The sequence below is a fragment of the Methanobacterium lacus genome (assembly GCF_000191585.1).
Taxonomy (GTDB): Archaea; Methanobacteriota; Methanobacteria; order Methanobacteriales; family Methanobacteriaceae; genus Methanobacterium_B; species Methanobacterium_B lacus.
The window spans coordinates 1512801-1537500 of sequence record NC_015216.1; the positions used below are offsets into that span (position 1 = coordinate 1512801).

The 24700-nt window shown below is 35.5% G+C and carries 27 protein-coding genes (1 of these 27 running past the window's edge); 16 read left to right on the forward strand and 11 right to left on the reverse strand.

Annotation, left to right across the window (positions count from 1 at the left end; all coding sequences use genetic code 11):
• Nucleotides 1-486: 486 nt before the first annotated feature.
• The 3 genes from METBO_RS07445 (at nucleotide 487) to METBO_RS07455 (ending at nucleotide 3084) form a co-directional block, all read left to right on the forward strand.
• Entirely contained in the window at nucleotides 487-906 is a 420-nt protein-coding gene (locus METBO_RS07445) for a hypothetical protein (RefSeq protein WP_013645084.1), read from the forward strand.
• Between the two features lie 318 nt (nucleotides 907-1224).
• Entirely contained in the window at nucleotides 1225-1617 is a 393-nt protein-coding gene (locus METBO_RS07450) for a hypothetical protein (RefSeq protein ID WP_013645085.1), read from the forward strand.
• 567 nt (nucleotides 1618-2184) lie between these two features.
• Nucleotides 2185-3084: a nuclease-related domain-containing protein gene (locus METBO_RS07455; RefSeq protein ID WP_013645086.1), complete on the forward strand. Its 900-nt coding sequence runs from the start codon at nucleotides 2185-2187 to the stop codon at nucleotides 3082-3084.
• Nucleotides 3085-3213: 129 nt separating this feature from the next.
• Here the strand turns inward: METBO_RS07455 and METBO_RS07460 are convergent, their stop codons facing one another.
• Nucleotides 3214-3645 carry a hypothetical protein gene (locus tag METBO_RS07460; protein WP_013645087.1) on the reverse strand — a complete coding sequence of 144 codons (432 nt, stop codon included), beginning with the start codon at nucleotides 3643-3645 and terminating at the stop codon, nucleotides 3214-3216.
• A 289-nt stretch (nucleotides 3646-3934) separates the two neighbouring features.
• Here METBO_RS07460 and METBO_RS07465 point away from each other — a divergent pair, with 289 nt between their 5' ends.
• Entirely contained in the window at nucleotides 3935-4201 is a 267-nt protein-coding gene (locus METBO_RS07465) for a hypothetical protein (protein WP_013645088.1), read from the forward strand.
• A 77-nt stretch (nucleotides 4202-4278) separates the two neighbouring features.
• Nucleotides 4279-4707, forward strand: a complete 429-nt coding sequence (locus tag METBO_RS12785) for a hypothetical protein (RefSeq protein ID WP_013645089.1) — start codon at nucleotides 4279-4281, stop codon at nucleotides 4705-4707.
• 156 nt (nucleotides 4708-4863) lie between these two features.
• On the opposite strand, the gene METBO_RS14115 is transcribed toward METBO_RS12785, so the two are convergent.
• From METBO_RS14115 to METBO_RS07485, 4 genes are all read right to left on the reverse strand, one after another.
• A complete protein-coding gene (locus METBO_RS14115; RefSeq protein ID WP_083804475.1) occupies nucleotides 4864-5025 on the reverse strand; it encodes a zinc-ribbon domain-containing protein in 162 nt (53 codons plus the stop codon).
• A complete protein-coding gene (locus METBO_RS07475; RefSeq protein ID WP_013645090.1) occupies nucleotides 4985-5356 on the reverse strand; it encodes a hypothetical protein in 372 nt (123 codons plus the stop codon). The genes METBO_RS14115 and METBO_RS07475 overlap by 41 nt, the downstream gene beginning before the upstream one ends.
• A gap of 227 nt (nucleotides 5357-5583) precedes the next feature.
• Nucleotides 5584-7407, reverse strand: coding sequence for an ATP-dependent protease LonB (lonB, locus tag METBO_RS07480; protein WP_394294938.1), 1824 nt, complete (start codon nucleotides 7405-7407; stop codon nucleotides 5584-5586).
• A 206-nt stretch (nucleotides 7408-7613) separates the two neighbouring features.
• Nucleotides 7614-7904 (reverse strand): ArsR/SmtB family transcription factor, encoded by a 291-nt coding sequence (locus tag METBO_RS07485; RefSeq protein ID WP_048186405.1) that lies wholly within the window; start codon nucleotides 7902-7904, stop codon nucleotides 7614-7616.
• Between the two features lie 402 nt (nucleotides 7905-8306).
• On the opposite strand from METBO_RS07485, the gene METBO_RS13430 reads away from it, so the two are divergent.
• Nucleotides 8307-8531 carry a hypothetical protein gene (locus METBO_RS13430; protein WP_144017541.1) on the forward strand — a complete coding sequence of 75 codons (225 nt, stop codon included), beginning with the start codon at nucleotides 8307-8309 and terminating at the stop codon, nucleotides 8529-8531.
• Nucleotides 8532-9005: 474 nt separating this feature from the next.
• Complete coding sequence (locus tag METBO_RS07490; RefSeq protein ID WP_013645093.1) at nucleotides 9006-11591, forward strand: beta strand repeat-containing protein; 2586 nt, start codon at nucleotides 9006-9008, stop codon at nucleotides 11589-11591.
• A 294-nt stretch (nucleotides 11592-11885) separates the two neighbouring features.
• Here the strand turns inward: METBO_RS07490 and METBO_RS07495 are convergent, their stop codons facing one another.
• Nucleotides 11886-12185 carry a DUF3892 domain-containing protein gene (locus tag METBO_RS07495; RefSeq protein WP_013645094.1) on the reverse strand — a complete coding sequence of 100 codons (300 nt, stop codon included), beginning with the start codon at nucleotides 12183-12185 and terminating at the stop codon, nucleotides 11886-11888.
• A gap of 125 nt (nucleotides 12186-12310) precedes the next feature.
• Nucleotides 12311-12703: a DUF5518 domain-containing protein gene (locus tag METBO_RS07500; RefSeq protein ID WP_013645095.1), complete on the reverse strand. Its 393-nt coding sequence runs from the start codon at nucleotides 12701-12703 to the stop codon at nucleotides 12311-12313.
• Between the two features lie 362 nt (nucleotides 12704-13065).
• On the opposite strand from METBO_RS07500, the gene METBO_RS12790 reads away from it, so the two are divergent.
• From METBO_RS12790 to METBO_RS07525, 5 genes are all read left to right on the forward strand, one after another.
• A complete protein-coding gene (locus METBO_RS12790; protein ID WP_013645096.1) occupies nucleotides 13066-15468 on the forward strand; it encodes a PAS domain S-box protein in 2403 nt (800 codons plus the stop codon).
• Between the two features lie 147 nt (nucleotides 15469-15615).
• Nucleotides 15616-16773: an ABC transporter permease gene (locus tag METBO_RS07510; RefSeq protein ID WP_013645097.1), complete on the forward strand. Its 1158-nt coding sequence runs from the start codon at nucleotides 15616-15618 to the stop codon at nucleotides 16771-16773.
• Entirely contained in the window at nucleotides 16766-17458 is a 693-nt protein-coding gene (locus METBO_RS07515) for an ABC transporter ATP-binding protein (RefSeq protein WP_013645098.1), read from the forward strand. Before METBO_RS07510 ends, METBO_RS07515 begins: the two co-directional genes overlap by 8 nt.
• Before the next feature lie 159 nt (nucleotides 17459-17617).
• Complete coding sequence (locus tag METBO_RS07520; RefSeq protein WP_013645099.1) at nucleotides 17618-17896, forward strand: ArsR/SmtB family transcription factor; 279 nt, start codon at nucleotides 17618-17620, stop codon at nucleotides 17894-17896.
• Between the two features lie 27 nt (nucleotides 17897-17923).
• Entirely contained in the window at nucleotides 17924-18256 is a 333-nt protein-coding gene (locus METBO_RS07525; RefSeq protein WP_048186406.1) for a hypothetical protein, read from the forward strand.
• Between the two features lie 21 nt (nucleotides 18257-18277).
• On the opposite strand, the gene METBO_RS07530 is transcribed toward METBO_RS07525, so the two are convergent.
• The gene (locus tag METBO_RS07530; protein WP_013645100.1) at nucleotides 18278-18664 is read right to left on the reverse strand and encodes a hypothetical protein; all 387 of its coding nucleotides are present in this window, start codon (nucleotides 18662-18664) and stop codon (nucleotides 18278-18280) included.
• 322 nt (nucleotides 18665-18986) lie between these two features.
• Here METBO_RS07530 and METBO_RS07535 point away from each other — a divergent pair, with 322 nt between their 5' ends.
• Nucleotides 18987-20429 carry an MATE family efflux transporter gene (locus METBO_RS07535; protein ID WP_013645101.1) on the forward strand — a complete coding sequence of 481 codons (1443 nt, stop codon included), beginning with the start codon at nucleotides 18987-18989 and terminating at the stop codon, nucleotides 20427-20429.
• Between the two features lie 148 nt (nucleotides 20430-20577).
• Here the strand turns inward: METBO_RS07535 and METBO_RS07540 are convergent, their stop codons facing one another.
• Both METBO_RS07540 and METBO_RS07545 read right to left on the reverse strand, forming a co-directional pair.
• Entirely contained in the window at nucleotides 20578-21042 is a 465-nt protein-coding gene (locus METBO_RS07540; protein WP_013645102.1) for a putative immunity protein, read from the reverse strand.
• Between the two features lie 42 nt (nucleotides 21043-21084).
• Complete coding sequence (locus METBO_RS07545; protein ID WP_013645103.1) at nucleotides 21085-21510, reverse strand: hypothetical protein; 426 nt, start codon at nucleotides 21508-21510, stop codon at nucleotides 21085-21087.
• A 174-nt stretch (nucleotides 21511-21684) separates the two neighbouring features.
• Here METBO_RS07545 and METBO_RS07550 point away from each other — a divergent pair, with 174 nt between their 5' ends.
• Nucleotides 21685-22098, forward strand: a complete 414-nt coding sequence (locus METBO_RS07550) for a hypothetical protein (RefSeq protein ID WP_013645104.1) — start codon at nucleotides 21685-21687, stop codon at nucleotides 22096-22098.
• Nucleotides 22099-22242: 144 nt separating this feature from the next.
• Here METBO_RS07550 and METBO_RS07555 read toward each other — a convergent pair whose 3' ends face one another.
• Nucleotides 22243-23100: a bile acid:sodium symporter family protein gene (locus tag METBO_RS07555; RefSeq protein ID WP_013645105.1), complete on the reverse strand. Its 858-nt coding sequence runs from the start codon at nucleotides 23098-23100 to the stop codon at nucleotides 22243-22245.
• Between the two features lie 425 nt (nucleotides 23101-23525).
• Between METBO_RS07555 and METBO_RS07560 the strand changes: the two genes are divergently transcribed.
• Together METBO_RS07560 and METBO_RS14080 are read left to right on the forward strand one after the other, a co-directional pair.
• Complete coding sequence (locus tag METBO_RS07560; protein WP_013645106.1) at nucleotides 23526-24128, forward strand: PsbP-related protein; 603 nt, start codon at nucleotides 23526-23528, stop codon at nucleotides 24126-24128.
• A gap of 454 nt (nucleotides 24129-24582) precedes the next feature.
• Nucleotides 24583-24700: the start of a DUF4013 domain-containing protein gene (locus METBO_RS14080; protein WP_013645108.1), read on the forward strand. 1202 nt of this gene lie beyond the right edge of the window; only the first 118 of its 1320 coding nucleotides appear in the window; the start codon lies at nucleotides 24583-24585; the stop codon falls past the right edge of the window.

Here is a 24700-nt window from a genome sequence, read left to right on the forward strand (position 1 = left end):
ACAAGTCGATTTAAGGGTATAAAAAGATGTAAGGAAAAATAATTAGTAAAATTCACAGAACCTGTTTTTAAATCAATTAAATGCAGATTTAAAAAACTATACATGAAACACAATCATATAGAGAATTTTAATAATTAATAGTATCAGAATTTTTAAACATAAGATTAGTTACAGTATGTTCAGTTATTTCAATTTTATAGTACTAGTAAATGGATAAAATAAATTTAAAGTCGATAACATTCTCTATTTCATCTTATTCTTTGATCAAATATTAAGTTTGGATAAGTTATTTGAGCTAATAAATTTCAAATTTACATCAAGTAACATAGTCCACCAGAAAAATGGAATAGTTAATAATAAACAAGTTAAATAGTGAACTACATGAATGATTTTATGATGAAATTTATGATGGATCACTGACTAAATAACTAGCGTAAAAATAGTCATTGTTAATTTGTCAGTACTTTAATAAAGCAGGGAATTATTATGAATAACACAGGGAAAACACTGATTATAATTATTATTGCATTGGTTGCTGTGCTCTCATTGACTGTTGGATTTGTTTTACAGGGAAATTTATCCACAAAGAACACAACAGATTTAAACACCACCACCATTAACCAGACAACACAGAATGTTACAACAAAATCAACCAATCAAAGCAGCAGCATTATAAGTTCCTCTGAAGCCGTGGCAATAGCTAAAAAATGGGGAGCATCCAAAGGAATGGAACCTGATGGTTATGTATCATACCTGAGCGGCAAAGGCATGTATCAAGGTGCCGATGGAAATCCTTTTTACCATGTTGGTATGAAATGGATAGACCCCAACAGGACTGTGCAGGAATATGGTGATGCAGGGTACGTTGAAATTGATGCTAAAACCGGAAAAATGGTCCAAAGATAAAAATTGAAACATCAAAACAAACCAATTAAACTACTTACCATTCCATATATTATTTTATTCAATCCACTAACTTAGTCAATAATTCATTATTTACACCAATCCTGTGCCCACAGTAGAGTAAAGTTAAGGATCAATAAAACCAGAGTAACTTAGTAATGTAAAACTTGAAAGAAGTAAGATGTTCAAAATTAATTAGTAAAATTTATAAAATCTTTTTTTATAAACTAATATTAATTCTTAGTACAGTGTAATAACAGAAAAAGTAATAATTAAGGTAAACATAATAATACATATTACGTCAATGGGAGAAATTTGAATATGAAAGCTAAAGGTTACATCATAATTTTGCTGGTAATTGTTTGGGTAGGAATTATTGCACTAGCCTCAGCCTACATGTTCCCATCAACTCCTAAAAATAACACAGTGACATTGAATGATACAAACGTTTCAAACAACACAACAATTAACACCACATCCATGATTCAAAATCAGAGCAAAAAACCTGTAATCACGGAAACTCAGGCCATTAATACATTTAAAACATCGGCGGGTAAATACTATGGTAACAACTCTCGTTACGTTGCCACACTATACCATGTTCAGGGAAAACCTTACTACTCCATCACAATTATTAGTAAAAGCAATGGAACCAGTGAAAATTCCCAATCAGCTGTAAATGCCGTTACTGGAAAGTTAGAAAGCCCAGAATAAACTCAATCCTCCAAATTTATTCATATTCCTACACATCCTTAAAATTAGGATATTAGGGATTTTTTTACTAAAATTTTTTTGAAAGAAAAAGTGTTTATGTGTTTACGAAAATTAAACCACTAATTTTATATTAAACCCAATATATTAGTTTAAATATTGAAATCAGCTATAATTAACAACGTAAATCTTTAAATCACCAACAATTCTTTTTTTTTGATAATTTCATTTTATTTGAGAAAAAATGTGTTGCATTTTACGACACGACTCAAATGTTAGACCTTGTGGTATTAAACCAACTGAACAACACCCCCATATAATAAGTACTAATTTTATTATTATCCATATTCAGACTTAAATTTCAAATATGTGACCAAAATGTGCTATAATTAATGAAAGTCTTTATATTTAATCACAGATATAACTATAAACATCTGATTAAATAGTTATTCATCTTCAAAACTTAAATTGACTTTATATGGAATATTGGGTTGAAATTTAAACGTAAAACATATGATCATCATCAATGAAGATAAAGTTAAAAAAATTAAATACAAAATGTGGGTTTAAATGGTTTCAAACAAAGAAATAGTTGATAAATATGATAATGGTCTGTTAGTGTGTCTAAATTGTGAATATTCCTATGCACTGGAACCCGGAGAATCACCCGATGATTTTATACTGAAATGCAGCTGCGGTGGAAAATTAAATTATCAAAAATCTGAAAGAGAAATACAAACTAGAACAAAGGGGTTTGCAGAGAAGAAAAGTGATCAAAACAAGTTTAAAAAAAGACTTGGATTATACTCCTGCACCTTAGGAGCTGTGGTGTTTGTTGGTTCTATCATAATGAGCCAAGTAGTGTTGGGAATGATAGCACTGTTTTTAAGCGTGTTTGTTGGGACTCGCCTTTATTCTAGTGGTGTTGAAAATGGTAAACGTTGGAACAAAGGGATTTTGGGAGAAAAAAGAGTTATAAAATATTTAAATATGCTGCCTGAAGCCTACTTTGTTTTTAATGATGTTAAGTTTCCTGGAAGTTATGGTGATCTAGATCACATTGTTGTTGGTCCCACCGGAATTTTTGTGATCGAAACCAAAAATTATCAGGGATCCTACGTTGTTAAGGAAGATGGTTGGTACTACCAAAATGGAGAGGGTATTAAAAAATCCAAGGGACAACCTGGAAAACAGGTCATGAGAAATGCCATGTCCCTGAAGAGATTCATGGCAACTAATAATATCAACATGAAGGGTGTTTGGATAGACCCAATCGTAACCCTAGTGAATAATAATTTCGAGATAATAGAAAAACCAGAATATTACAATGTTTTATCACCTTCAGCCATACCAAAGTTCATAGTGAATAAGAAAAATCATACAGCTCCCAGTATTCTTCAAAGGACCATTGATTTAATTGAACCCTACTGTACAGAACTATCATATTTAGAGGAAGACCGTGCATCTTAAACTCAACTAAATCAAATTAAAAATGTACTTACTTATCCAAAAAAAATTTGATGAATTGACGAGACTATTAAAAATATCAGGACGCCCTATCATTACATCATAAAAAAAAAAATTTAAAATAGTTTTTTTTTAACAAACGTGGAGCACAACTTTTTTTTCAGCTTTGGAGTAACCATCGTCTTCATTACCCTGGTACACCACACTGACATTGTATGTTCCCTTACTCCAGTCCTTAGAATTGATCCAGCACCTTGCTATTCCACCAAATCCTGAGTTTCGTTCTTCATTAACAATTTGATCACCCTTGGAATTGTACACATAAAAATTTACCCATCTAAACCATTGTGGATTCCCATCATCAATATGAAGAGTTGCTGCAAGATCTAAATATTCACCCTTGTAAATAGAAATTTCCTTGCCTACTACTTCTGCTCCCGGTGGATCGTACTGGTATACCTTTATTTCTGATTTAGATGCGGCACTTGCTGGTTGCATTGCAACTAGAAACACTCCCATCATTGCCATTATGGCCAATATTGGCACTATTCTTTTTAACTCCATTTTGTTAGCTCCTTTTATCTATCAATTTATTTCTACTTTTACATGGAAAAAGTAAAAATCTTAATATATAATATTACCCTCCACTAAAATAAATGTTACTCAAAAATTGCACCAATAACTGTTCAAAAAAAAACTTAACATATAAAGAAGCAAAAGAAATGAAATTTTATTAACCACAAGCACCAATAAGGTTATAATCAAATTTTAATGTTAATTGTAGATATTAAATAGATCTTAGTGGTTAATTATAATCTTATTAAAAGACATTACAAAAAATTTAGGTGATTAGATGGGCATAACACTATGGGATTTGGTTGGAAAGGTTGAATCAATTGAAAATCCAACTGTATACGTGGAGAACTACACAAACGAAGAAGACCCTTCAAAGGAAGGAGAAATTCACAGGGTTGAAATAAATGTTGAAGATACTGACACTGAAATAATGACGGGTCCCTACATTTTAGAAGCAGATTCCAAACAGGCACTGGATCAACAGGTGAAATTCACACTATCTGGCTACTTCAGAAAGGTGGATGTTGTAAACAAACTGTATTAAAAACATCAATTAGAAAACAGTTGACCATTTAACCATATGAGTATATATTCTCGATGATACAATATCAGAGGTTTGGAATGAAAACCCAAGTTGAAATTTCAAAGTTCATACCAGAAGTTTTTGAATTTAATTTTACGTCTATTTCGTTTCCATATACTATTTTAAAATATGAAAATGGCATGTTTAAATGCGGATACTCTGATGATGAAGAATCAATTGTGCCCACAGAAGAAGATTGGGCCAAATTCTGGAAAAAATTAGACAGAATCAATGCCTGGGACTGGGCAGGCAACTACGTAATACCTGAATATATGTACTTGGATGGAAATAGATGGAATATTAGGATCCAATTTGGAGATAAAAAAATCGAATGCAACGGATCAAATGCCTATCCTGGTAAAAATGGCGAAATAGTCGAACATAAAATGATCTTCAGAAGGTTCTTCATGGCCATAACCAAATTATTAGATATTAAAACTGTTGATTTAAAGATTGAAACAGTTTAACCTCAAAAAATAGTTTTTAATAGGATACTAATTTCTTTAAACACATTATTTTTCGTATTTTTTTTCATTAACCTCCTAAGTGTTTAAAAATAAAATGCAACTATAATATGTTGTACTGAGGTTGAGTTTGTATATTTGCTATTGTTGATTTATGAGCTATAGAATTACTGGAACATCACTGGGAATTTGAGTTCCACATTCTACACAGTATTTAGCTGTGTCATTATTTTGGGTTCCACATTCTGGACAAAAATTTGGTTTTATATCACTATTCTCTTTATTTACTTGAATTTCTAATAATTCGATTATTTTGTTCAATTAATATATCATTTTTCATAGAAATAGAAGCTAAAAATCTACCATTTACCTTATCTAATCTTGATAATCCATCCGTTATATAAGCTTTGTAAACTTGATCAGCTAATTTTGCTTCTGTAGCGTATTCTGCTTTCCTATTTTCTATAAATTGAGTTTTAGTAACAGTAGCATTGTAATGTCTTTCAATTTCATCAATACTTTTACCTTCTGATGCCATCTTCTTTAAAGCTGCTTTAAGATGAGGTTTAATTGCACCATTAATGGGTTTACGCATTAAATCTTCAATTCTTTTTTCTTCCGGAGTTTTCTCGTTACTGCTTAAAATTCCCATGTTAATCCCCCTAATACGGAATAGTACAACTTGAAACATAAATATTTTGGAATCCTTAAAACACGGCATATAAATATAGTCAATTAGAATTAACCGCTTCAATGTATAATTGAAGTGTAAATATCAAACTAAAATGTTTAAAAAAAATGAAAATCAGTTGAAAAAGAATACAAATTCCATAAAAAAAATATGTAGGTATCCCATGGATAGTCATGGGACATTTTTATTTAATGTGTGGTTGGGTTGTTGATGGTTGGTATGATGTCCTTAGGTACTTTGCCAGTGATCTTCTTCATCTTTGTGACCAGTCTGTCCTTTTCAGTTCCAGAGAGTGCATTTTCAAGTACTTCGCTCATGGTTTTAACTGGTATGATTTCGATCTTGTCCTTGTACTTTTCTTCTATCAGTACGTCAGCCATGTTTGAGTCTGGTATGATTACCCGTTTCATTCCTGCCTCTGCTGCTGCTTCGATTTTCCCTGTGACTCCGCCCACTGGCATGACATCTCCACGGACACTGAGTGATCCTGTGAGTGCCACTGTCTGGTCAACAGGTACATTTTCAAGGGCAGATATAACTGCGGTTGCAATGGATACGCTTGCACTGTCTCCTTCAATGCCGTCATAGGCTTGTAGGAACTGGATGTGTATGTCGTGGTCTGTGATGCTGGTTCCTGTGTTTTTCTTGATGACTGCACTGACGTTTTGTACTGCTTCCTTGGCTATTTCTCCGAGTTTTCCTGTGGCTATGATTTTACCTTCGTCCTTACTCTGAGCAGGTGCTGCTTCTGCAGCTATTGGGAGTAAGATTCCGCTTCTGTCTCCGATTATTGCCAGTCCATTGACCATTCCTACTTTGCTCCCATCTGATTCGAAGACACTGTAGGTTTTTCTCTGGTCTATGTACCTGTCTGCTATCTGTTGCTCCAATGTTCTTGCAAGTTTTTTAGCGGTTAGTACGTGATCTATGGTTACTGCTGGTGCTGATTCTTCCTTGGCTATGTCTCCTGCGGCCCTTACAAGTCCTCCAAGGTCCCTTAGTCTCAGGGTTAGTTCGTCTTTTTTACCGGATCTTCGCTGTGCTTCGTGGATAATTTCTTGTACTGCTTCGCTTGAGAAGTGTGGTATTCTTCCGTCTTTTTTAACTTCTTGTGCAACGAATTGGACGAGTTTTTCCCTGTTTTCCGGGCTGTCCTTCATGGAATCCTTCATGAAAACTTCGTAACCGTAACCCCTTATTCTTGACCTGAGTGCTATGTGCATTCCTTCAAGTACCTGCAGGTTTCCTGATGCTACCAGTACAAAGTCACATGGTACTTCGTCTGTGCTTACCATTGCTCCACTGCTTGATTCGCTTTGACCGGTTATGGAGTATTTCTTTTCCTGCATTGCTGTTAAGAGTTCCTGCTGGGTTTTCATCTTCATGGTTCCGATTTCGTCGATGTAGAGAACTCCCTTGTTGGCCTTGTGGATCATTCCAGGTTCTACACGGTCGTGTGCTGGTGTTCCAAGTCCACCGGACTGGTATGGGTCGTGGCGTACATCTCCGAGTAGGGCTCCTGCATGTGATCCTGTTCCGTCTACAAATGGTGCCATGTTCTTGCCTTCGTTGTTTACAAGGAGTTTTGGTACCAGCATATTATTTTTAGGTCTCATCTGCATGATGATAAGGAGAACTATTCCTGCTGCTATGATGGCTGCTAGGTACTGGGTTGTGAGTACTCCGGCTATTAGAATTCCACCAATTACCAGCATCATGAGCAGATTTCTCTTTTCATCCTTGGATTTGGCCTTGATTCTGTAGGTGTTTACCACCTTCTTACCTTCACCTGCTGGAAGTGCACCTATGAGTGGGTTGTTGTTGTCTTCCATGTTTGGGTAGACCAGTATGTCTTGAAGTTCTTCAGGCGGCAGTAGTTCGGCCATTCCCTTAGCTAGCATGGATTTACCAATACCTGGTTCTCCTATTAACAGCACGTTTCTTCTTTGTTTTGCAGCTTTTATTACGGTTTCAACTGCTTCTTCCTGACCTATGATCTGATCTATTATCATGTCAGGTACTTTTATATCGTCAGTTGATTTGTAAGTCTGGACATCCTCTTTTTTCTCCAGATCTATCTTTTCTTCAACTGGAACTGTTGGATTTGTCATGATACTGAATCCTCCGAATTTTATAAAATTGTTTTAACAATCCTTTGAATGTATAAATTTTTTTTGTAAAATTTTAAATAAATTTCAATAATTTTTAGCTAAATTTCCTATTGGAGCTTTAAATATTCGTTTACCTGGTTTACCACGTCTTCGTTTACCTTTGCTACTAGGTACCTGCCTTTTTTTTCTGTGTAGATCAATTCGGCGCTGGATAGTTCTTTGAGATGGTGTGAAATTGTTGGTGCTCCAATGTTTAAGGATTTGGTTATGTCACTTATTAAACATCCCCCACATGTTTTGTAGCTTGTTTCATGTTGTTTAACTATTTGTAGATATAGTTCTAACCTGTTGGGGTTTGAAAGGGCTTTAAATATTTTTGCCATTTTTTTGGTCTCCATTGAACACCCCACATTTAACATAGATTTTCATTTCGATAAATATCGAAGTGATGATAAACTATTGTATCTTAACTATATAAATGTTCTTTTTTTTGTCAGGTATCAACAGAATTAAATTTATATAAAATATTAAAATAAAAATTGTTATAATTTGTAATAACTATGGTTTACTTTGATCCTATATAAACATTGCGGCCCACAGCATATTTTAAACCACATGTTACACCTTAAACAACTGAATATGGATTTAAAAATGAAACCTACAAATGCTTGGTTTAGAGATTTAAAAGTTTTCAAGCATAGGTTTCCCTGTTTTTTTTAACAGAATTTTGGTAGGTTTTCAAGATTGTCAGGGGCTGATTCATCCCTTTCTGTTGTGATGTAGCTGTTACACCGATAGTCATGATTTTAATCCTGGCCCCTGACACCCATCTCCCTTATATTTACCATAGTGTTTATGTTGTAACCCTTATCTATGGTGTCAATAACCTGCTGTACTGTCCAGGTTTGATCTACTCCATAGGCCAGTTCACTGTCCCTGTAGATCGTGCTGCTGTTTATATGGTTATCTTAGATACAAACTTCAGGTACATTTTTCTCTTTTTAATCCAAAACTTGCGAATATAATGCAGATTTTTCAAGTAGCATGGAATACTTTTCAGATAAATTTATTGAATCCTTCAATCAGCTCAATAAATATTTTTATTAACATTATAAAATTAAAAAGATACTTAATTTTACTGTAAATAGTTGCAAATAATTGTTTTTTTCCAATATTCAAGAAATAATACATTAATTATGTTATAAAACCTAGTTCATTGTGCCAAAAATCACATTAATCCTTGAAAAACTTATATTAACGTGAATGAATTATTTATGTTGGGGTATGTTACATACCATAGTTAATAGAATTTTTACATTTTAATAAATTAAAAGGATTAAAGCACTTAAAATTCTTTGAATAAATTTTTTATTAGCCCCCTTTTATGGATATTATATGGATGTTCAAATTTCTTATCTCCATTTTTATCCATCTGATTAAATGGTCAGTGATGTGTTTTAAATAACTTAGAACCAGCATAAAGGAGGTGAAAAAGAAACTTGACTAACAAATTAAACTTATTCTTCAAAAGAAAAGCAATATTACTTCCACTACTACTTTTAAGTCTGGGCCTGATATTTAATGTCAGCGTTACAGATGTTTCAGCAACTCCTGTGAACACCATCTACGTTAATGGTTCAGGTGGAAGCGATGCATCTGATGGTTCTACTTGGCTTTTAGCTAAAAAAACTATTAATAATGCAACAGGAACAGCAAAATCTAATGGAAGAGTTCAAATAGCCAGAGGGACCTATAATGAAAGTAATATCCAGATAAACAGGAATATGACCATCATAGGTGAAAATCAGCTGAATACTATCGTAGACGGACAACAATCTGGAAATTCAATATTCACAGTTGCAACTGATGTAAAACTCACCATCATAAATCTAACACTTACAAACGGAACATCAAGATCTGGCGGTGCAATCGAGAATACCGGTACATTGGCTGTTTATAACACTACTTTCACTGGCAACTCTGAAACTTATGGCCAGGGAGGAGCTATTGACAATTCAAAGGGTTCTAATTTGACAGTTGATAACTGTAACTTTATAAACAACACTGCATCAGATAATGGTGGGGGTGCTATCTCTAATTTTGGCACTGCGACTATTAGTAACAGTAATTTCACAAATAACAGTGCTACCAGTTCTTATGGTGGTTCTAATCTAGGTGGTGCCATAGAAAACATGTATGGTGCTACTTTAAACTTGGATAACTGTACCTTCACAAACAACATTGCAAATAGTGATTTTGGTGGGGCCAATCATGGCGGAGCTATCTTCAACGGCGGTTTTTTGAATATGGTTAACTGTACCTTCACAAACAACACCACAACAGGTGGTGGTGGTGCCATATACAATAATTACGACGCTACTATAACTTCTGATTACAGTACCTTCGCTGATAACAGATCATCCTATGGAGGTGCTGTATCCAATAATCGAGGTACTTTAAACTTGGATAACTGTACCTTCACTCATAACATTTCAAATTATGGAGGTGCTATATCCAATTATCAAGGTACTTTAAACTTGGATAACTGTACCTTCACAAACAACGTTGTATATGATACAGCTGGTGGTGGTGCTATCTACAATTCTGGTGGTGGTGTAACTGTTGATAACAGTAAATTCACAGGTAACAGTGCCTCTGGTTATCTTGCAGGTGGAGGTGCTATCTATACTGAGAATGGTGCTTTGAATGTTGACAACAGTACCTTCACAAATAACACTGCATCATTTTGGGGTGGTGCGATAGACAATGCAGGCACCTTAATTGTTAAAAACAGTACCTTCACAAATAACAATGTGGTTACAAGAGGTGGTGCTATCTTCAATACTGGTACTGCTACTGTTAATTTCAATAGAATCTATGGAAACAAAGCAGGTACTGGTAATGCTATTTACAATTCCGATGGAACATTTGATGCAAGGTATAACTGGTGGGGTTCCAATACAAATCCCTCAGCCAATATAAGCGGCTCAAATGTATCATACAATCCATGGATTGTATTAACAGTGACTCCAAACCCTGCAACCATTAAAATCGACGGTAAATCTAATATTAATGCTGATTTACTCCATGATTCTAACGGTGTTTATCATGACCCTGGAAAGGGACATGTTCCAGATGGATTAACAGTTTACTTCAGTAGTGATTCAAATGGAACTGTAAGCCCAGTATCTTCCATCACTACAAATGGAAAAGCAAACACAACATTTACTGGATTTAATAAAGGGATATCAAAAATATCAGCAACTGTAGATAGCGAAACTGTGATTAAAAGTGTAACAATCAAAACAACTACGAAGGTTAATGTTGAGCCAGTTAGTGGTTTGAAGGGTGATAGTGTTAATTTAACTGCCAGATTAACAGACAATCACAACGACCCAGTTAAGGGTGCTCATATACAGTTCAGTATTAATGGTACTTTTTTAGGCACAGTTAAAACTAACAATAATGGAATAGCAACACTCAAATACGTCATAACAGAAAACAAAGGCACATATCCCATATTCGCAGAGTATGGTGGAAACAGTACATATATTGGAACCAACAACACCAACCAGTTAAAAGTAAATACAACGCCAGTGAATCCTGTGTATGATCTCTACTTAAGGATTACATCATCCAACAATCATCCAAAAGTTGGAGAACTATTCACACTCACATATAAACTTAGTAACAATGGACCAGACTATGTAAACAACGTTACAGTAAAAATCCCAATACCAGTAGGATTTAATGTATCAAATATTACTGGAGATGGTAACTGGACTTACAACACTAAAAACAGCACCATAACATGGACCTTAACAAACGTGCCAGTAGGTGATCCTTACCTGTATATCACAGGAAAAACAGTAAAAGCAGGACAATATATATTCGGTTCCTCATTATCCTCAGAAACCCTCAAATTAAACAGTGCAACTCTAAACTCGACATCAACAACAAACAAAACAGATAGAACATCAACAAACACAATAGCCATGCAGCACACTGGTGTTCCGATAGCAGGACTCCTATTGGCAATTTTAATGGTCATTGGGGGATATATAATACCTAGACTAAAAAAATAGCCCAGAAATATTAATTTTTTTCCCAAATTTTTTTTTAAATTCAATGCAAAATAGTATTTATGGATTGAAAACCTTAGATATTGAAAAGTATGACTCATTACACCAAGGAATATAATATTTAATGTTCACACTTAAACCAAATAATTTCTTACGCTTTTATTTTTTTTATATTTATTCTCCAATCAAGTTCTACTAACCGTTACATCCATCTGTAGGAAATTTAATATGCGATCTGAATAAAAAAACAAAAAAATATTATGGAAAACTCATAGTTTTTATTGATTAACACTCGCATTAGAATTTTGGTAAGTTTTCAAGATTGTCAGGGGCAGATTCATCCCTTTCTGTTGTGATGTAGCTGGTTCCACCAATGGTCATGATTTTAACCCTGGCACCTGACACCCATCTACCCTTCACATTTACTATGGTGTTTATGTTGTAACCCTTATTTATGGTGTCAATAACCTGCTGTACTGTCCAGGTTTGATCCAGTCCATAGGCCAGTTCACTGTCCCTGTACAATCTAACGCTGTGAATATGACCATCCTTTATACACACTTCAGAAATCCAGTAGTTGATTCTATCTATTTCCATTTACACATTCCTCCATGATCTATGCTATTTCCATGCTATTAAAGCAATCGATCAACCCATATATTTCTAGAAAAATGCAACCCAAAAAAAAGAAAAGAAAACTCAATAAGAAAAAAGATGAAATATTAGGTTTTAGACTTTATATAACTACCAATGATACTCCCAATTGCACATATGATTCCAAATATAACACCTGCCACTATTCCAAACATAAGTGTTCCCCCAATAGACATGATAACTATAGATGTACTCATATGAGGAGTGCTTGTTAACATGGTCATGATTGATACGAATAAAATGAAAATTATACTCCCAATAAATCCTACAACCATTCCATTGATGGCAACATCTTTAGTGTCACCACTTGTTAAGTAGCCCACAATTATTCCAGTTATTAAAAAACTAGCAAATATGAAATATAGTCCACCCATAAAAATTTTTGTGAAGCCCAAAGTTATAATAAACGCTAGTACTATTCCCAAAATTATATATTTCAAATCATTTTTCAAATCATTCATCAAAGTCACCGATTGTATATTGTAGAAAGAATATTTAAAACTGTTTCGTATTTCATCTGGAACAGGCAGTAGTAAAATGCAACTGAAACCACCTTAAACATTTATTCAACCACGGTTTAGTTGAACTACCCACATTACGGTTCATTCCAAGGCTTTCATTGACAAAACTATGATAAACAAATTTAACAAAACACTTTAAATTCATCAAAATGTTGCTTAAAGCAAATATTTGTGGCTTTATATCTACAAAATCAAGTTACGGATCCATAAGATCATTTAGAAAAATTAAAATTAAATCGAAATGTGGTTATATTCTCAAAGTCAATTAATATTAAAAAATGATATTTTGGGGGAAATGTCTTATGACTGCCAACTCTGATGGATCCTGTTTAAAAATTACATCAACAAACCTTTTTTTAGAAAGTGTAATGGATATTATCCGAGAACCTTTAATTGTCTTAGATGCAAATTTAAGGGTTATTACATTTAACGATCCATTTTCAAACTATTTTAATGTAGATCCTTCAGACACCGTGGGTAATTTAATTTACGATATAAATAATGGAGAATGGGACAGTCCTGATTTACGCAGACTCTTGGAAGATATTTTACCGGAATCACCCCCCATCAAAGACTTCGAAATGAACCACTTCTTTGAAAACGGCACCCCCAAAATCCTGAATCTAAATGCCCAGAGCTTTGAGTGTAGAGATCAAAAACCCATGATACTCATTTCAATTAACGATATCACCGAACACAAGCTAACCATAGAAAAACTTCAAGAAAGTGAAAAGCACTTTCAAGCTGTGCAGAAAAACTCCCTTGACAGGTTCACAATTCTCAAACCAGTGTACGATGATCAAGGTGAGATCGTGGACTTCAGCTACATATACCAGAATGCACAGGCTGCCAAAAGCACGGGTCGAAACTCTGAAGAAATTATTGGCCTTCGCATGACCGAACTGTGGCCCACCTTTACCCAGACAAACTTCTTTAATATGTACAAAGAGGCCGTGAACACTCAGGAGGTAGTTGAATTTGAAGAACACTACTCATCCGATGGGATTGATGACTGGTTTTATGCCACTGTTACTCCTATTCCAGATGGCATTGCCATATCAATTCAAATTGTCACGGACCATAAGAAAGCTCAAGAAAAATTAGTTGAAAGTAAGGAGAAATTAAACACTTTATTTGAAAACTTATCAGTTGGCATCTCTGTAATCGACAATGAAGGAAAAGTTATCTACGAAAATCCTGCGCTGGAAAGAATTTTAGGCCTATCTGAAACCGAGTTAAAACTTGGAAAGTATGGAGAGAGAAAGTATTACAATTCAGATTACTCTGAAATACCTCCAGATGAACTTCCAAGTAGCAGGGCATTTGAGGAACAGACACCAATTAAAGATATTGAAGTTGGAGTTCTAATAGACAACAACAACATGATATGGACCAATGTAAGTGCCATTCCACTGTCATTCCCAGATTGGAAAATGCTTTTAGTAACCTACGACATCACCAAAAGTAAAAAAGTTGAAGAAAAACTTCAAGAAAGTTATGAAAGGTTTAATCTGGCCCAGAAGGTGTCTAACATTGGTACATTTGAATGGAACATTCAAACAGGTGTGAACATCTGGACACCAGAATTAGAAGCCATCTACGGCCTTAAAGAAGGTGAGTTTCCAGGAACGCAGGGTGCTTGGGAAGAATTAGTTCATCCCGATGATAAGCAGAAAGCCATAAATGGTGTTGATATTGCTTTAAAAACTGGAGAACCTACAGAATCTGAATTTAGGGTGAAATGGGCTGATGGCAGTGTTCATTGGTTACTGGGACGTTGGCAGGTTATTAAGGGAGATGATGGAGAACTTTTGAAACTTATAGGTATCAATGTGGATATAACAGCGCTGAAGGAATATGAATTTAAACAGCAGAACTTACTTGAAAATGAGAAGGAACTCACCAATAAACTCCATATTTCAAATCAGGAGCTTGAAAAAGTTAATATTGAATTAATCCATCAGCAGGACGTTCAAAATAGACTAATTAGAAAGTTAGAGGTTTCAAATAAGGAACTGGAGCAGTTTGCCTATGTTGCAAGCCACGATCTGCAGGAGCCTTTGAGGATGGTGACCAGTTTCACCCAGCTCTTGGCCATGAAGTACAAGGATAAGCTGGATTCTGATGCAGATGATTACATTGAGTTTATAGTGGAAGGATCCCACAGGATGAAAGATTTGATAGATGATCTCTTGGCATACTCACGTCTTAACACAGAAAAAACTGAGTATCAATTCAGTGACCTTAACCAGCTCTTGGATAATGTGTTGTTGGGGATGAAAAATACCATTGTGGAAGAAGGTGTCCAGATCACTCGTGACGAGTTACCAACAGTAAGGTGTGACTCTTCACAGCTTGGCCAGGTCTTTCAGAATTTGATTTCGAACTCCATTAAATTCCATAAAACCAACCCTAAAATACATATTTCTGCCGAGGAAACTCGTGAAGAATGGATAGTTGGTGTGAGTGATGAAGGAATTGGTATCGATCCAGAACATCAGCAGCAAATTTTTGACGTCTTCAAACGACTGCATTCACGAAAAAAATATCCTGGAACTGGTATTGGACTCTCCATCTGTAAAAGAGTTGTGGAAAGACACAACGGAAAAATCTGGGTAGAATCCGAACTGGGATACGGATCAAGCTTCTACTTCACCCTACCCAAAAAAGCCATGAAACTTAACCAATCCATTTTAGAATATTGAATAAATTTTATTTCATGGGATTTTCCATATTAATAATTTTACTAATTTTTGTGTTTGAATTTTGGCATGATTTTGGCATAAATTATGCATGAATCACGCATGAATCGTGTATAACGCTTTATATGCCGTTTATGCATATGAGGGTCTATGTCATTTTTATCGCTGGTGGTGAAAAATCCATTCAGAAACAAAACTAGAAGTTCCCTTGCTATTGTTGGAATAGCAATTGGAATAATGGTTATAGTGGCACTTGGAATGATCACCGGAGGGCTTGAGAACTCAACACAGAGTACTCTGAAGGCAGGTTCGGCTGAAATTACAGTTAGCCAAGCCGGTTCATCCAATATGCAATCAGGCCAAACCATTAACCAGACTTATGTAAATGATTTACTCCCATTAAGTGGAGTTAAAAGTACTGCAGGTGTTTTAAGGGCAACAAACACCACTTCCGGAGCTTCAAGTTCCAATACCAGCCAGGCAGGTGGTTTTGGAGGTCTCTCCATCACAGGTGTAGACTCTGATAAACTGAGCTTACTGGGTGTTGACAGTGTTAATGGAACTGCTTTTACCAACGACAGTACTGACCAGGTTATAATAGGTAAAACTGCGGCAGAAAGTCTTAATAAAACTGTGGGTGACACCATAGATCTGTTTGGTAAAAACTTCACAGTGAAAGGAACCTTTGAAACAGGGAGTTTCATGACGGACAACGGTATTATGATGCCGCTTTCAACACTTCAAAATCTCACAAGCAATCAAGATAAGGTGAGCAGTGTTCTTGTGAAGGTAACTGACAATGCCAACGTGACCACTGTAAGCAACACCATACAAGATGCCTATCCTAACCAGCTTACCACATCAACAGCTGCTGATCAGGCCAACAGAATAAATCAGGGACTAGGATTCATAAACACAGCTAGTTGGGCAATATCTCTTTTAGCCATATTCATTGGGGCTGTTGGAGTTATTAACACCATGATAATGACTGTCTATGAAAGAACAAGGGAAATAGGAGTTTTAAAAGCTGTTGGATGGAAGGATACCAGAATATTGGGCATGATACTCGGAGAATCCATAGTTCTCACACTGCTGGCATTTGTTGCAGGAACACTGATAGCTGTGGTGGGTGTAGAGGTTTTACTTACCTTGGTACCATCTGTTGGAAGCGTTATAACACCGTCATTTTCTATCTACATATTCCTAAGGGCATTTGCAGTTGCACTGGTAGTGGGAGTCATAGGAGGACTTTATCCAGCATACAGGGCCAGCAGATTATCCCCAACGGAGGCACTGCGCTATGAATAACGAGAACATCATAGAAATAAAGGATTTGAAAAAGGGCTACGACAACGGTAAAATAAAAGCCCTGAATGGTATGAACTTAAACGTCAAAAAGGGAGAGTTCATATCCATAATGGGACCTTCAGGTTCTGGGAAATCATCATTACTTAACATGATCGGTGGTTTGGATGTTGCAGATGAAGGAACCATCAACGTGGCTGGGATCGATATGATGAAGACCAAGAACCTCAATAAATTTCGTTCCAAGGAGATCGGCTTCGTGTTCCAAATGCACAATCTGATACCGAATTTAACTGTGGTTGAAAACGTTGAAATTCCCATGTACGAAACCAACACCAGCTCAAAGGATATGAGAAAAAAAGCACTGGCACTTCTAAAATCTGTGGGACTTGAAGACAAGGTGGATCAAAAACCAACCAAACTATCAGGCGGACAAAGACAAAGGGTTGCAATAGCCAGAGCCCTTGTTAACAATCCATCAATAATTTTAGCAGACGAACCCACAGGTTCCTTGGATTCCAAAACTGGAGAAGTTATTCTAAACCTGTTAAAGGATCTGCATGCCAAAGAAAATGTTACGCTCGTTATGGTGACACACGAACCCTACGTCGGAAACATGGCAGAGAGGATAGTCACAGTTTTAGATGGAAAATGCTTATCAGACAAAAAAACATCGGAGTCAACTTAAAAAAAATATAATTTTCCATTATTTTTTTTAAAAAGAGCTTGAGAAACTGTTAATAAAATAAAGGGAGCTGTTGTAAACCTGTAAATTGTGTGAAACATTCTAAAATTTAGATATAATACAATTTTTTTTTAGAAGCAGAATGGTTTGAAGGAGTAGAAAATGGATAAACTGATTTGGTGGGTATTTGCCGGTACTGCCGGAGGACCGAATCGTGCCAGAATAGTTAGGGCATTGAATGAAAGACCATACAATGCTAATCAACTTGCAGAAAAACTCAACCTAAACTACAAAACGATACGTCATCATTTGAAAACCTTGGAAGAGAACAAAATGATCGATTCAAGTGGGGAAAAAAAGTATGGAACTTTGTACTTTCTCACATCCGGGATGGAAGAAAACTACCATGTTTTAAACGAAATAATAAAGAACTTACTTTAAAAAAGAATTAATTTAGAGGATATTAAAATGGCAATTTTAGATTTAAATCCAATAATAACGGTATTATTTTACGTATCCATAGGGGCAGGCATTGCCAATGTTTGTTTACTATTATTACTCTTAAAATCTTATTGGAAAACATATAAAGAAATTAAATCCCATTTCACCATAGGACTCCTTTACTTTGCATCAGTAATGCTTATCCAAAACATTTTTGTCACTTTAGGGTTACTGGCCCATATAATGGTGGGTGTATCACCTTCACTGGCTTCAAATTTAGGACCTTCAACCATGCTGAGCATAATCAACATAATCCAGCTCTCGGCACTCACCATCCTCTACAGAATCTCCAAAAATTAAAACTATGGATCCTGTGAAATATCAGCTAAATGTTAGTACTCCAACTACACCATGGAGTACTGCAAAGATAAAAGCAAATATGACCAATCCGGGATGCCACTTAAATTGTAGGCTGAATTTTCTTTGATGGATACCAAAGCCAATGAGCGAAGCTATGATAAACGAAAACAGAGCTAAAATACCTAAAGTTCCAACTAAAGGTTTGTGTAGTGATAATCCAATAAAAGTCATGAGCATTGCTAGGATAAAGGAAATTACAACCATTGTTGGATGCCACTTAAATTTTAACCAGCCCCTGTAATAACTGAAACCGAATACAGCAGTTAAAAAAAACGAAGCTAACGTTAAAACACCCAAATAAATTACAAATGGCCTGCCAAATATGGGATATAAACCTATACCGACCATACACACCCTCCTCCACTAAACATTATTAAACTGTTATTTTGATTCTTCAAAATATTGAATTCAAATCCTTATTCTCATGATAAATATTGGAACTCAAAACAGTTATAATTTTTTCAGGGAATTACGATGTGGATAAAGGATTTTCTCCACCAAGTAAGAGAGTTGGAAGAAAATAGTTGTGCAGAATTAAAATGAAGATGAATATCTTAAATTTAATAGAATATTTATGAATTTACTCGCACAAAAACAGTGCTTAGAACATTAGAAATAAGAATTAAATACTAAAAATGGATTAAAAATTTAGAATTATTTGGTGAATAAAATGGAAAATAATGAACCTTTACAATCATCACCCAATCTCCCAACTGAAGATGATAAAACAGAGGGAGTTTCAACAATATTAGGAGACCCTAAAAAGGCATTGATTAAACTTTCAGGACCCATGATCATTGCCATGATCCTAATGTCACTCTACAACGTGGTTAACGCAGTATGGGTTGCAGGTCTGGGCGGAGATGCACTGGCTGCAGTGGGATTTGTAACTCCATTATTCATGATGTTTATGGGTTTAAGTAATGGTCTAGGTGCAGGTGCTGCATCGGCAATATCTCGTTACATAGGAGAGGACAACAAAAAATCTGTAAACAACGCTGCAATGCACTCGGTAATTATTACCATAGGTATTTCAGTAATTCTGTCCGTGGTTTTGTTAATATTTCTTAAACCGCTACTCTTACTGTTTGGTGCTGGAAGCACATTGAATCTTGCAGTGGAGTACGGACAAATAATCATAGGTGGAACTATTTTATCGCTGTTTGTAGGGGCATCCTACGGTATACTTCGTGCAGAAGGTGATGTTAAAAGAACCATGTATGCCATGGTACTCTCCTCTGTTGTGAACATGATCCTTGATCCCATACTCATTTACTGGGCAGGATGGGGTATCTCAGGAGCAGCATGGGGCACCATAATATCCACAGCATTGGTGGCCATCATCCTATTATACTGGCTATTTATAAAGAAAGACACCTATGTTTCACTCACGTTAAAGGACTTTAAACCCGATTTAAAGGTTACTAAAAATATTCTGAGCGTGGGATTACCAGCAAGTGTGGAGTTCTTTGTTATGTCCATCCTTGCAATATTCCTGAATATTTTACTGGTTAAAGTTGCAGGAACAGATGCAGTTGCAGTTTACAACACAGGTTGGAGGGTTGTAATGATTTCCATGTCACCAATAATAGGAGTTGGATTATCGGTGGTAACCATCGTTGGTGCATCCTACGGAGCCAAAAAATATGGAAACATATCAATGATACACAACTACTCTGTGAAGATCGGACTCGTTGTATCTTCGATCATCTGTGTTCTGATATATCTACTTGCACCTTACATCGCCATGCTTTTTACCTACAGCTCTACAAGTGCCTATCTAGAACCTGCAATTGCATCGTTTCTCCAGGTAATGTGTCTGTTCTTCATATTCCTACCATTGGGAATAATGTCCAGCTCAGCATTCCAAGGAGTTGGGAAGGGAACCACATCCCTCATATTAACAGTGCTCAGGGAAGTTGTATTTGTCGTTTTAAGTGCATACATCCTGGCAATCACCCTTGGTTGGGGAGAAAACGGAGTGTGGTGGGGAATTGTAATAGGAGGTCTATTAGGAGGTTTAGTAGCCTATGCAGCTGCACGTATCTATATCAAAGGGTTAAACCACGATAAAAATACTGGAATCCATGAAGATATAATATTAGCTGATTAAACACTGAACCCTACATACCGGCCATATTCCCATCATCCCGAGCTTGAAGGAATATTTTTCTGGCCCATTTAGTGCGTATCATGCAACCGACAATAAAATGGGAATGACCCAAGAAGAAAATACCCTAATTAATTTTATTTCTTTTGATTCATATTTTTTCAAATTTACTATCCATCCTTGCTGATAAGACAAGCTCCTTAATTTTAGGGGGTAGTTGATTATTCTGCCATATTCTCTCATTATCTACAGATTTATCCGCAATTTTTACTGCTTTCAGTGCATACCAAGCTGCAACTATGGAGTGGTCTGCCATGTGGGCAGTTGCAACTGCGTGTCCAACAGATCTAGCCACCATGGTTTGGACAGTATTTGAAGCTTCATTTGCAACCTTAATTGCATCTACCGAAGCATATCTAGCATCACCAACTGAAGCCTTTCCTTCCTTCCAATCGTTAGCAACTTTCAACGCATTAAGAAGCCTAGGATTAGTAGTTTCACCATACAGGTACAGCACATGTTGAGCTACTTCACAGGCCCATTGAATCAGCTGGAAGTGCTGTTCCCTTGTTAGTGGCCCGCCCCGATGTTGGGAAACAAACCTTTTATCCCGCATTTCGTATTCTCCAATTGGTAATATCCATGTTTCTAATGTGTTTTATTGGTTCATATTCTTAATTACTTCCACAAGGGATGTTTTACGATATTTGAAGTATCCATAGAACCATCTGATTGACCAGATGAGGTGAAATGCAGCCCACCACCAGACACCAATGAATAGATAGACAATTAAACCTAGAAAGATATTTAGAAAGGCCACCAACAGGAACATGACCGGATACTCAACGAAGAATGAAAAAACGCCTATAAACTCTTGTATACTGGATGAAAAAATTATGGTGGGTGAAACACCTACCAAGAACCATAACACCATGGCCATCAATCCTAAACCAATTCTTACAACTGCCCTACGACGTGAAAATGTAGTGTTAACCTCGGTGGCAGGTTCTAGATCCCCATTAAACTCTTTCTTGTGATATTTTGGTTTAGTTTCCCCAGGATTATTTTTATCATCAAGAGCCATAGACTAGGATTCCCCCTAAAACAGCATAATTCAATATTTAATATATTTGTTAAAAAAAGCTGTTAAATCTATGTTCGAAGTTGTTTAAGATCCAGGACAAACACATTTTATTTCAATAAATTTATTATTTTCCAGGCGCATATATTATAATAAGAAATAAATTAGGAGGAAAACATGGAAAGTAACAACTCTAAGTCTATAAAAGCACCTTTGACAGGTGCAATGAAGATGTTGGCTGTATTATTTGGAATTGGATTTATTTTAGGGTTTATTTTAACTCCGCTGGGAGTTGAGACCCGTTCACCTGAAATACGTACATTGTTGTTTGGAGTGTTCTTCATAGTAATAGGATTACTGATTCCACTTGTGGGGCTGGTTTTGATCTGGCTTCGGAAAAATAAGTTTGCCGGAGTTTTGGCTGTTGTAGGTGCAGCATTCATTTTCCTTGTTGCTCCTGCTGATCAGGCACTCTTCTTCTTTACTGTTTCCCCACCACCCGCCGTTACTATCGGTGAATTTATACTGATATTCGTGGGCATAGGCTACATGCTTTACGGACCCAAGGTCTACGATGAAGAACAAATATAGGGAAAATATGAGAAGAACCCAGTAAAGAGTCAAATCCTAGAAGCTGGTTAAAAATTTAAATGAATTGTATAAAAAGAAAAATTTTGTTTAGTATCTTTACTACAAATAAAAGGATAATTTAAATATTTTTTTTTATGGGCCGGGTCATGCTACTTCCAACACTTTGGATCCCCTGCCCATTGAGCTTGAGATTATGAACATGAGAATTATGCTTAACATGTAAACCACAATTATCATGGCCATGACATCGTACTCCGAACTGAAATTAGTTACAGCCACCACGAAGGCTGCAGATGAATTTCTTATGGCTGTTCCCATACCCAGTACAGATCTCGTATTTTTAGAAGGACCACCAAGTAAATATCCTACTACAAAGGCAGCTGTTACAAACATCAAAGCTGCAACTAGTGCACCTGTACCAAACACTGTTATGAAGTCTTGGTAGTTGAGTCCAAGGTAGAGAACCACCACCATGAATATAAATATGTTGGAAAGCCTGTTGAAGATGGGTTGGATGGTTGCCGCGAGTTTTGTGTACTTCAACTTCAAAACTGTTCCAACTATCAGGGGTACAAATATCAAACCCAGAAGGGAACCTGCAATTGAAAGGGGATTTACAGAAACACCAGGTATGAGTAGTGATAGCAGTAGCGGCATGTAGATAAGAGTTACTGTGGATAATATCAACATCAATCCCACTGCAAAGGCCATGTCTGCCTTCATAAACTGTACCAACTTCAACATGAACGGCGAACCTGCTCCTGCAGCCATCAAAACCAAGCCAATTGCAAGTCCCTGTTGTAATGGAATTAACTGTAAAATGATGTATGTCACAACAGGCAGCACCACGAAGTTAGCTGCTAAAGACTTTAAAACCAGACTTTTATCCTTCAAAGGTTCGAAGAACTGTTTAGGAAAAAATTTCAGTCCCATTGAAAGCATGGTTGAAACAATATAGATTAGAACACTGAAACTTGCCAACTGTTGGAGTATAACTTCCATGAAATATCTCTCCATAAATGTATATGAGTTATTATACCAACAGACTATGTAAACCTATCTAAAACGATATTCAACATATTAATTCTGAAAAATATAAAAATAAAGATTCATAAAAGTCAGTTTTCATAGATAAATTATGATCCTTAGTTATTTTGAATTAATAACGCCATGTTATCAAGTTGTTCAAACTTTGCCTCCAAATATTTAGAGAAAAACAAATAAATGCAAAATCTATGAAGTTATGTGAAGTATGTAGGATTTTCTTTAAGGTGGGTTAGGGCTTTGGTGGCATGTGCTCTAAAAAAATTAGTTGAGTATATTGAATAGTTTAATATAAATTCTATTTGAGAATAGTTTAGTAAAAAACAATTAATATGATGTTGGCATAAAGTAATTGATATTCTATCCGCAATGGTGATTTTAAAATGCAAAAAAAATATATTGGCCTAATATTAACTATTTCGATTATCGTTATTTTGTCAGTGGGATATATAACCCTTAATACGTTTGGGGTTTCTGATTCTAGTTTTATTTCTGGTTCTGGTTCTAGTTCTGGTTCTGTTACAAGTGTGGATATGGATGGAAATACTTATTCTGGAGATGGAGTTAGTTTTGATATTCCATCTCATTGGCAGGTATATAAAGTGGTGGATGGAACTAACATCAACATAAATATTGTTAAAAATTATTCCGACACAACACAAATAACAATTGTAATAGCTCCCAACCCAAAAGGATTGTCAAACCAAGAACTAATTGATTCAATCAAGGATCCAGTGAATGAAGGTGATGGTAACTGGGTAAAAATCTCAAACAATACAACTTCAATCAACGGTACCACTGCATATGAAAATACCTATACTGTCTCTAACTTATCACAATTCAAAGGATCACTAATAATTAAAGAGATAAACTTCATAAAAAATGGTTACACTTATGGATTTACCTTCCAAGCACCAGTAAACGAATTCAATAACGAACAAACAAACTTCAACATAACACTCAACAGCTTCAAAATCTACAATTAATATTTAAGATTTTTTTCTTTTGATAAGTATTATTATAATTAACAAAATAAGAATTATACTAACGATAACTATCAGTGGCATTCTAATAGTGGTGGTAGTTGTTGTTACTGTTTGTATCATGGTTTACCTCAACTAAAATATGTATATGTACTCATAAATTAACTCCTCTTCAAATATATATTTAATAGTCATTAATAAATCCTTATTATTAATTTTTTTAGTTAAAATTATAATTTGCACTTAAGGGGCATGAATTAAAGACTTTATCAATTTTTTTCTTTGCTTCATTAAAATCTAAATTATGAAGTTTTTATACTGTGATACATCTCAAATTATTAATTAACACAGAAATATCGTGGAAAATTACCAAAATCAGTACATTATAGGAGAGCAATAATCTTTTTATGCCAATATTATCATTAATTTTATTAATGAAAAGGAAGTATCAAAGCATATGAACTTAAAAGAGGTAGTCATCGATGCCGTGAAATATCCTTTTTTAAGTGTTAAGAATGTTCTGATTCTGTTCATTTTTATTTTAATTGGATTTTTCGTCGTATTAACTTCCTTTT